At 73.2% G+C, this 8568-nt stretch carries 7 protein-coding genes; 1 reads left to right on the top strand and 6 read right to left on the bottom strand.

The window, feature by feature from the left end:
• The 5 genes from FHG89_RS25680 to FHG89_RS25700 form a co-directional block, all read right to left on the bottom strand.
• On the bottom strand, nucleotides 1-956 hold a 956-nt coding region (locus tag FHG89_RS25680), incomplete at its 3' end, for a 6TM ABC transporter family protein (protein ID WP_139586981.1).
• Nucleotides 953-2680, bottom strand: coding sequence for an ABC transporter ATP-binding protein (locus tag FHG89_RS25685; protein WP_139586982.1), 1728 nt, complete (start codon nucleotides 2678-2680; stop codon nucleotides 953-955). The genes FHG89_RS25685 and FHG89_RS25680, both read right to left, overlap by 4 nt.
• A 72-nt stretch (nucleotides 2681-2752) precedes the next feature.
• Nucleotides 2753-2872 carry a SapB/AmfS family lanthipeptide gene (locus FHG89_RS25690; protein WP_013734295.1) on the bottom strand — a complete coding sequence of 40 codons (120 nt, stop codon included), beginning with the start codon at nucleotides 2870-2872 and terminating at the stop codon, nucleotides 2753-2755.
• Between the two features lie 5 nt (nucleotides 2873-2877).
• Nucleotides 2878-5475 carry a class III lanthionine synthetase LanKC gene (lanKC, locus tag FHG89_RS25695; protein ID WP_139586983.1) on the bottom strand — a complete coding sequence of 866 codons (2598 nt, stop codon included), beginning with the start codon at nucleotides 5473-5475 and terminating at the stop codon, nucleotides 2878-2880.
• A gap of 192 nt (nucleotides 5476-5667) precedes the next feature.
• On the bottom strand, nucleotides 5668-6447 hold the full coding sequence (locus FHG89_RS25700; RefSeq protein WP_139586984.1) for an alpha/beta fold hydrolase: 780 nt from the start codon (nucleotides 6445-6447) through the stop codon (nucleotides 5668-5670).
• Nucleotides 6448-6555: 108 nt separating this feature from the next.
• Between FHG89_RS25700 and FHG89_RS25705 the strand changes: the two genes are divergently transcribed.
• Nucleotides 6556-7017: a hypothetical protein gene (locus FHG89_RS25705; protein WP_139586985.1), complete on the top strand. Its 462-nt coding sequence runs from the start codon at nucleotides 6556-6558 to the stop codon at nucleotides 7015-7017.
• A 47-nt stretch (nucleotides 7018-7064) separates the two neighbouring features.
• Here FHG89_RS25705 and FHG89_RS25710 read toward each other — a convergent pair.
• Nucleotides 7065-8568 (bottom strand): beta-N-acetylhexosaminidase (locus tag FHG89_RS25710; protein ID WP_139586986.1); only part of this gene is annotated, 1504 nt, incomplete at its 5' end.

The following is an 8568-nucleotide window of genomic DNA, read 5'->3' on the forward strand; positions in this document are numbered from 1 at the left end:
GTGTCCGGGTAGGTGCGCAGGATGTTCTCCAGGGTCACGACGTAGCGCAGTCCCCCGCCGCCGATGCCCTGCACGAGGGTGTGCAGGGCCGGTTGCAGACCGGTGGAGACGTAGATCAGCGCGCCCAGCACCGCGCCGGCGGTCAGGCCGCGCTCGACCAGCCATGGTGTGGCGGCCAGCAGTACCACAAGTGGCAGCCAGCCGCCGATGCCGAGGCTGAGGCTGCGGATGGCGGCCATCCGGGCGAGGGTGCGTTCCGCGGCGGCCTGCGCGGACACCTGGCGTTCCACGTCGGTCGTCACGCGTGCCTGGGCGCCGCAGGCCAGCACGTCTCGGTGCCCGGCCAGCGCGGTCGCGGCCGACTGGCCGAGGTGTTCACCGGCCTGGACGTACGCGCGCTGGTGGGCGACCATCGCCGGCAGGGCGGCGAGGAAGACGGCCAGGCCGACGAGCATCGGCGCGGCGGCGAGCGCCGCCACAGTCGGGGCCAGGGCGAGCAGGCCGAGCAGGGCTGCGCCGGCGGAGAAGACGAAGCCGCGGGTCACCATCAGCAGGCCGGCGAAGGTGTCGCGGACGATCTCCACCTGGTGGGTCAGCCGGGTCACGGTGGCGCTGTCGGGGTGGCCGCCGGTTCGGGTGGCGTCGTGTAGCGCGCCCCGGACGATGCGTGTCGCCAGGTCGTCGCGGAACGGCTCGACGACGGCGCCGAGGCACCGGTACGTCCGGCCGGTGGCCGTGGCGCCGAGCAGCACCGCCACGGCGAGGGCGCCCAGCCAGGTCAGGCCGGTGAGGGGCCGTCCGGCCAGGAATCCCTCGTCGACGGCGCGGGCGACCAGGTAGCCGGAGAGCAGCGCGGGCAGTGACTCGACAAGCGACCAGCCGCAGAGCCGGGTCAGCTCGCGGCGGCGGGCCCGCGCCGCCCGCCAGGTCACTCGGCGTACGCCGGGACGGGTCACGGCTCACCGCTGGCGGGTTGGAAGACCGCCCGGTAGTCCGGGTCGGTCCAGAGGTGCTGGTGTGGTGCGAGGGCGCGCAGTCGACCGCCGTCGAGCCAGGCGACCAGGTCGGCCGCGGCGGCGGTCGCGGCCCGGTGGGTGATCACCAGCCGGGTGCGTTCGCCGGTCCGTCCGGTCACCGCGTGGGCGATGCGGTGTTCGGTGGCGGTGTCCAGGTTGGAGGTGGCGTCGTCCAGGATGAGCAGTCGTTCGGCGGCGAAGGCGCGGGCCAGGCCGAGGCGTTGGGTTTCGCCTCCGGAGAGGGGTGTGGTCGCCAGCGGGGTGCGGTAGCCGTGGGGTAGCCGTTCGACGACGTCGGCGACGGCTGCCGTGCGGGCGGCCTCGAGGACCGCCGGTGTCGCCGGCGTGGGGTCGGTCGGTGGCGCCGCCGATCCGGCCGGCATGGCCATCCCGATCGCGTCGTGGATGGTCGCGCCGATCAACACGGGCCTGTCGAAGGCGTAGCCGACGGCCCGGCGCAGCGCCGTGGGGTCGAGGTGCCGCAGGGGTACGCCGTCCAGTCGTACGTCACCGGCGTCGGGATCGTGCAGCCGTCCCACCACGGCGGCCAGGGTCGACTTGCCGGAGCCGGACGTCCCGACGACGGCCACGGTGGCGCCGGCCGGTACGTCCAGGTCGATCCGGTCCAGGATGGGTCGGCCGTCGTCGCCGTGCACGCTCACGGCGCGCAGTCGCAGCGCGCCGCCGCCGGGTGGCAGGGGTCGGTCACCGGCCGGTGCGGTGGGCTGGGCCAGCAGTTCGGCGACCCGGTTCGCGCCGGCGCGGCTGCGGACCAGGTGGTTCAGTGTGGCGAGTACGCCGCCGAGCCCGGCGCCCATCGCCGCGTAGCGGACCGCGGCGACCAGTTGCCCGGGCGTCAGCCAGCCGGCGGTCAGGGCGTACCCGCCGACGGCGACGACGCTCAGGTGCAGCAGCGGCGCCACGGCGGAGGTCCGTGCGTTCGCCCGGGCCAGCAGGTCCCAACCGCGTCGGCCGTGCGCCGCGAGTTCGGGCAGGGCGGCCAGCACCCGTTCCTGCTCGCGGTGGGTGGTGGCGGCGGCGGCGATGGTCCGGGCGCCGGTCAGGGACTCCAGGAGCCGGCCGGCGATGGTGCCCAGCGCCCGCTGGTAGTTGGCGGTCACGGCCGAGGCGTCGGAGACGAAGGCCCGCATGAGGACGGCGAGCAGGGTGAGGCCGGCGAGCAGGGTGAGGCCGAGTACCGGTTCGATGATGGTGAGGGCGACGACGCTGCCCAGTGGCGGGAGCACGGCCACGGTCGCCAGCACCACGGCGTTGCCGGCTTGTCCCGCGTCGGCCGTCTGGCTGACCAGCCGGCCGACGAGGTCACCGACCGGGTGGCCGCGGGTGGCGCGCACGTCCAGCGCGAACAGGTGCCGCAGCAGGTGCCGGCGCAGCCCGGCGGTGGCGCGTGCGGCGCCGAATCCGGTGGCCAGGTCGGTGAGGGTGTCGACGCAGATGAGGACGATGACCAGGGCGCAGGCGGACACCATCCACCAGCTGGGGCCGCTGGCGAGGGCGGCGTCGACGGCGCGGCCGAGGGCCGCGGGCAGCAGGAGTTCGGCGGTCGCGCCGAGGAGCGCGACCACGGCGAGCGCGGCGGTCCAGCCGCCGCCCGCCAGGACCGTCCGCCGCAGCAGCAGGTCCCCCACGGCGAACGTCGGCATCGGTCCTCCCGGTGCTGCGCGGGTGCCCTGGGCGGGTACGTCTACCCGCCCAGGGCTCCACGTGCGATCGGATCAGTTGCAGGTCGTGACGGAGAGCGAGCTGTCGCCGCAGAGCAGCAGGCTCGCCCGGCTACCGCCACCCGTGCGGTCGGCCGGAGCCATCTCCAGGCCCTGGAGGTCCAGAAGCGCCATGTCGTTCACCTCCCTTCCTTTCGTTTGTGGAGTGCGTCGCCCTCGCTGTCGCGAGGGAGTCTCTGTGCGTCCGCCAGGGGCGCGAGGAACGGCAGCACCTGTGGTTCGTCCTGCCGGGCGCAGGCCAGCGCGTACAGCACGCCGGCGGTGCCGGTGCCGAGGTCCATGGACAGGCGCAGCAACTGCTCGCCCGGGAAGGCGGTGCCGTCGCGGTAGGGCAGCGCGTGCCAGGACAGCCGCCGCAGTTGCGCGTCGAGTTCCCGGCGGTCGGCGTCGTGTGTCGAGGCGGCGAGGTAGGCGATGATGCCGGCCCGGCCGGTGAAGAGTCCGGACTGCGCGTAGAACGGTGAGCGTGCGGCGCGGCGGATCCCCGCGCTCGCCTCGGCGAACCGGTCGTCGGCGCGGTGGCGCAGGTACTGGTCGAGGACCAGGCCGATGCCGGCGCTGCCGTGTGCCAGGTAGGGCATGGTCCGCCAGCCCTCGTTGACCTCCAGCGCGCCGTCGGGGCGCAGCACGCAGCGGCGCAGGTCCTGGCGCAGGGCCGTGGCGGCGTGCCCCAGCAGGTCGTCGTCGTCGGTGAGTTCGTAGAGGCGCAGCAGCATCAGCGCCGGGCCGGTCCGGCCGCGCAGCAGCCCGGCGTACGGGTGGCGTCCGCCGCTGATGTCGGGGCCGGGGTCGTCGGCCAGTCGGTCGATCACCCGTTCGGCGGCGCGCCAGGCGGCGTCGCGCAGCGATTGCTCCCCGGTGCGGGCGGCCAGCTCGGCGAGGTTCAGGGCGATCCCGGACAGCCCGCTGGCCAGGCTGTGGTCGAGCCCGTCCACCGGTTCGCGCAGGCAGATGTCGAGCACGTCCAGCGCGTCCTGTCGGCGTCCGAGGTGCTCCAGGGTGTACGCCACGCCGTGCAGTCCGTCGTAGAAGCCGCAGCGGGTGCCGGACGGAGGTGCGGTCGCCCGCTGTGCGAGCCACTGTTCGTGCTCGGGCCAGCGGCCCGCGCCGCTCGCGGCGAGGGCGTACAGCACGCCGGCGGCGCCGTGGGCGAGGTTGAGGCCGCCGCTGCGGAACTGTTCGATGTCGCCGGGGAAGAGCCGGTCGTCGCGTTCGGGGGTGGCGCTGGCGATGATCGCCCTGGTGAGGCGGTCGCGCTGGGCGGGCCAGTCGTGCGCGCCGAGGTCGGTGTGGGGGTCGGCGGTGTCGCGGGGAGCGCCGGTGATCTCCTCGACCGCCGGGTCCAGGAAGGATCGCGGGACCGGGAAGTTCGCGGCGATGATGTCGGCCAGGTGGGCCGCCTTGGTCGGGGCGAGCCGGACCAGCTGGGTCAGTGGCAGGAACAGCGCCAGTCGCAGGCACGCCAGGGCGTACCTGTCGACCGCCGGTCCGCTGCGGTCGCGGGGCGCCGCGAATCCCTGGTTGCGCAGTCCGGGTCGGCGGTGTCCGGTGATCGGGGCGGCGACCTCGAAGTCGACAAGGGCGACCTGGTCGTCCGGGCGGATCATGATGTTGAACAGGTGCAGGTCGCCGTAGACGAGGCCGCGCTGGTGGATGGCCGCGATGAGGGACTCGACCTGATCGTGGATGTGCCGGGCCCAGCGGGCGTACGCCGCCCGGTCGTCGGGTGTCGCGTCGGCGTCGATGAGCGGGTACCTGTCGACGAGCACCTTGTTCAGGGGCCGGCCCTGGATGAATTCGAGCGCGAGGAACCGGTGCTCGCCGAGGGTGAACTCGTCGTGCACGCGTGGCACCTGCGGCAGGTCGGCGAGTTGCCGCAGTGCGGCCGCCTCGCCTGCCAGTCGGGCGACGGAGTCGACGCCGTCGGCGTCCAGGCCGGCGTGCGGGCGCGCTTCCTTCAGCACCACCTCGGTGTCGCTTCGCAGGTCCCGGCCCACGTACAGCCCGCCGCCGTTGGAGAAGTGGATCACTCGCTCGATGCGGTACGGCACCTGGTTGGTGCTGGTGTCGTTGCGGGCGGCCAGGTGCGGGCCGAGGAAGTCCGGCAGGGTGATCCAGGACGGTACGTGAAAGACCGGTTCGCGGCGGTCGGGCACCAGCGCACCGGTGTCGTCCTCGATCGCCGGGACCACCTGACCGTCCGGGGAGTGGCAGTAGCGGGCGGCGAATCCGCCGTAGCGCACGTGGACCGGGCCGGCGCCGTAGCGCAGGTCGCTGAGGATGTACGGCCCGGACTCCCCGGCGAGCAGCTTGTCGAGCTCCTTGCAGGTCAGCTCCAACTCGGCGTCGTCGCGGGGGTAGACGGTGATGAACTTGCCGCTGGCGGCCCGTGCGGCGTACTTGGAGTTGCGCATCAGCAGCGTGCGGGGCCCGCGCAGGAACTTGAAGGACAGGCCACGGGGTACGCAGTAGTCCCAGACCGCGTCCAGCACCCGTTCGGCGTTCGCCAGGCCCGCCGACACGTGGACCTTCCAGCCCTGCTGCGGCAGCGAGCCGCCGTCCGGACCGTAGATCAGCCAGTCGTCGAGCGGTTCTCGCCGCCAGCCGGTCGGGACCGGCCGGTCGGCGGCCGGGAAGACGGGCTGGGCGACGGCGCTGCCGAGCGAGTCGTAGAACAGTCGATCCGCGGCGCAGTAACTGTCGTAGCGCTCGTCCACCGTCCCGCCTCCTGTCCCGCACTCGTGCCGGCTGTTGTTCCGGCGCTGATTCGAGTCTCGTGGACAGGACGGGGCGGACCACAGTGCGCTAAGTCATCACCTTCGATGTGGGGCGCACGGGTACTCATGACAAAAGTCAGGTCCGCGCGGCCGGCGGACGCCCGGGACGCGGCCGGGTGCTCGCCGCCCAGGTCAGTCCCGGGTACGGCGCAGCCATTCCCTGGTGTGGGCGCGCAGCAGGGCGGGCTGCTCGTAGGGCAGGTAGTGGCCGGCCTCGTCGATCACGCTGAAGGTGCCGTGCGGGTAGCGGCGCAGGGCGTGGAACTGGTCGGTGTAGCCGACGATGCCGTCCTGCCGGCCGGTGAGCACGCTGACCGGTCCGTCGAAGACGGTGTCGGTGTCCTCGTCGGCGAGCGCGTACCCGGGGCCGGTGCGCAGCGCCTGCTGGAAGGCCTCGTCGCCGGGGCCGCCGGCGGTGAGCGCGGCGAGGACCGTCGCGACGACGGCCGGGGTGCGGTGGCCCAGCGCGGTGTCGAGGTGTGCGCGCAGGTCGCAGGGGGCGGCGTCGAGCCAGCCGGCGGGCCCTGCCGGTGGGCGATGCTCGGGCAGGGTGCGGCTCCGCGGCGCGATGGCGACGCCCGGGCACACGAGCAGCAGGCCGCGGACCAGGTCGGGGCGTTGGCGTGCGATGCCGGCGGCGAGGTACGCGCCGTAGGAAGCGCCGGCCAGCAGGACCGGCGCGTCGAGGTGCCGGTCGAGCCAGGCGATGACGGTGTCGAGCACGGCCTGGGAGGTGGGTCGGCAGTGCGCTGGTGAGTCGCCGTACCCGGGCAGGTCCAGGTACGTCTCGCGCAGTCCCGCGCCGGCGAGGGCGGGGCCGAAGGCTGCCGCCGTGGCGGCGCGCGTGGTGCTGATCATGGGCAGGCAGACGATCGCTGGTCCGGTGCCTCTGGTCTCGGCTGCCAGGTCCATCCGCGGATCCTAGCGGCGCCCGGAACGGGAGTGCGCCATCGGCGGGTGATCTCTACAGTGGTGCGTTCCGGCCCCGGTGGGGCCGCTTGTCACAACGGGGGAAACACCATGGTGGGTAAGTCTGTGCGTACCGTCCTGGCCGGTGTCGTGCTCGCGGGTCTGGTCGCCGGTTGCGACCTGGCCCCGAAGAACGACGCGGGCAGCGCCGATCCGTCGGTGACCGCGGCCAGCCCGACGGTGGACGTCGCGGCGAACAGCAAGCAGGTCTGCGAGACGACCCTTGCCGTGGTGAAGAAGCACTTCGTCGCGATGGCGGACGACGCGATCGCCGCGATCGACAAGCCGGTCAGCGCCAAGGAGCAGGGCGAGAAGGTGCGGGGCCACTACACGGCGCTCGCGCAGGACCTGCGCAAGGAGGCGCCGACGGCGGTGGATCCGCAGCTGCGTACGGCGTTGGAGAATCTCGCCACCGCTGTGGAGAAGCGGCTCACCGGCCCGAAGGCCACCGAGGTGGAGGCGCCGGATCTGGACCCGACCCTGAAGGCGCTGGACAGCACCTGCGGTCGTTGACCGCCGCCGGGGCGCCGGCCGGGTTAGGCAGGCGCCCCGGGAACGGTTCAGATCCAGGGCACCTGGGGGGACGGGTAGAAGTTGACCTGTTGCAGGTGCCAGCGGGGCGCCTGCTCCCCCAGTCGGGTCCGGAATGACTCCCAGTCGTGGCTGGTGGTGGTCGACCAGCCGAGTTCGGCGATCGCCGGCAGGCGGGGGAAGGCCATGTACTCGATGTCGTCGAGGCTTCGCAGGGTCTCGGACCACAGGGGCGCCTCGACGCCGAGGACCGCGCTCTCGCCGACGCCTGCGACGCGGGTGGCGGGGTCCCAGCCGTACGCGTCGGACACCTCGATGAGGCCGGCCCAGCGCAGGCCCAGGGGTGTGTTGGCGTCGTACTTCATGTCCAGGTAGGACTTGTTGGCCGGGGACATGACGACCTTGGTGCCGCGGGCGACGGCGTCGACGAGGTCGGCGTTTGTGGTGCCGGTTCCCCAGAACTGGGCGACGGCGTCGGCGGGCGGGTCGGCCTGCGCGATCTCGTTCCAGCCGGAGGCGCGTTTGCCGTACTTGCTGACCAGCGGCAGCACCCGGTTCATGAAGGTGCGGTAGTCCTCGTCGGTGGTGGCGTGGGCTTCGTCGCCGCCGATGTGCAGGTACGGGCCGGGTGTGATGGCGGCGAGTTCGCGGATGACGTCCTCGACGAAGCGGTAGGTGAGCTCGTCGTCGATGCACAGGGAGCTGTAGCCGACGGCGATGTCGGTGCGTGGGGGCGGTGCGACGCCGTCGCAGTTGAGTTCGGGGTAGGTCGACTGGGCGGCGTTGGTGTGCCCGGGCATGTCGATCTCGGGGACGATGGTGACGTGCCGGGCGGCGGCGTACGCGACGACGGCCTGGTAGTCGGCTTTGGTGAGATATCCGGGGCCGACGCCGTCGACTCCGGTGCCGGGCCCGCCGCCGACTGTGGTGAGTCGGGGCCAGGAGTCGATCTGGATGCGCCAGCCCTGGTCGTCGGTCAGGTGCAGGTGCAGGTAGTTGATTTTGTACTGGCTGATGAGGTCGACGTACGCGGTGATCTCGTCGACGGTGTGGAAGTGCCGGGCGAGGTCGAGCATGGCGCCCCGGTAGGCGAAGCGCGGGTAGTCGACGATCCGTCCGCCGGGGATGGTCCAGGTGGCGTGTCGCCGGGTGGGCGCCTCGATGTCGGCGGGTAGGAGCTGGCGCAGTGTCTGGGTGCCGGCGAACAGCCCGGCGGGGGTGTTGGCGCGGATCGTGACGCGCTGTCGGGTGACGTCGAGCTGGTAGCCCTCCTGGCCGACGCGGTGGTCCGCTCCCCCGAGGACGAGGGCGATCTCGGGCAGTGGGGTGGAGCGGGCCGGCAGGACGGGCAGCGGGTATCCGGTGGCGGGGCGCAGGGTCTCGGCGAGGTGGTTGCCCACCTGGCGGGCGGCGGTGGAGCCGGGTGCGGTGCGGATGACGGTCCGTGGGGTGATCCGGAACGCGACGCGAGCGTCGGGGCGGGTGTCGACGGGCGCGGGGATCACGTCGGTGAGCTGGCGGGCCGGGGTGTGC

This window comes from Micromonospora orduensis (assembly GCF_006228125.1).
GTDB lineage: Bacteria > Actinomycetota > Actinomycetes > Mycobacteriales > Micromonosporaceae > Micromonospora > Micromonospora orduensis.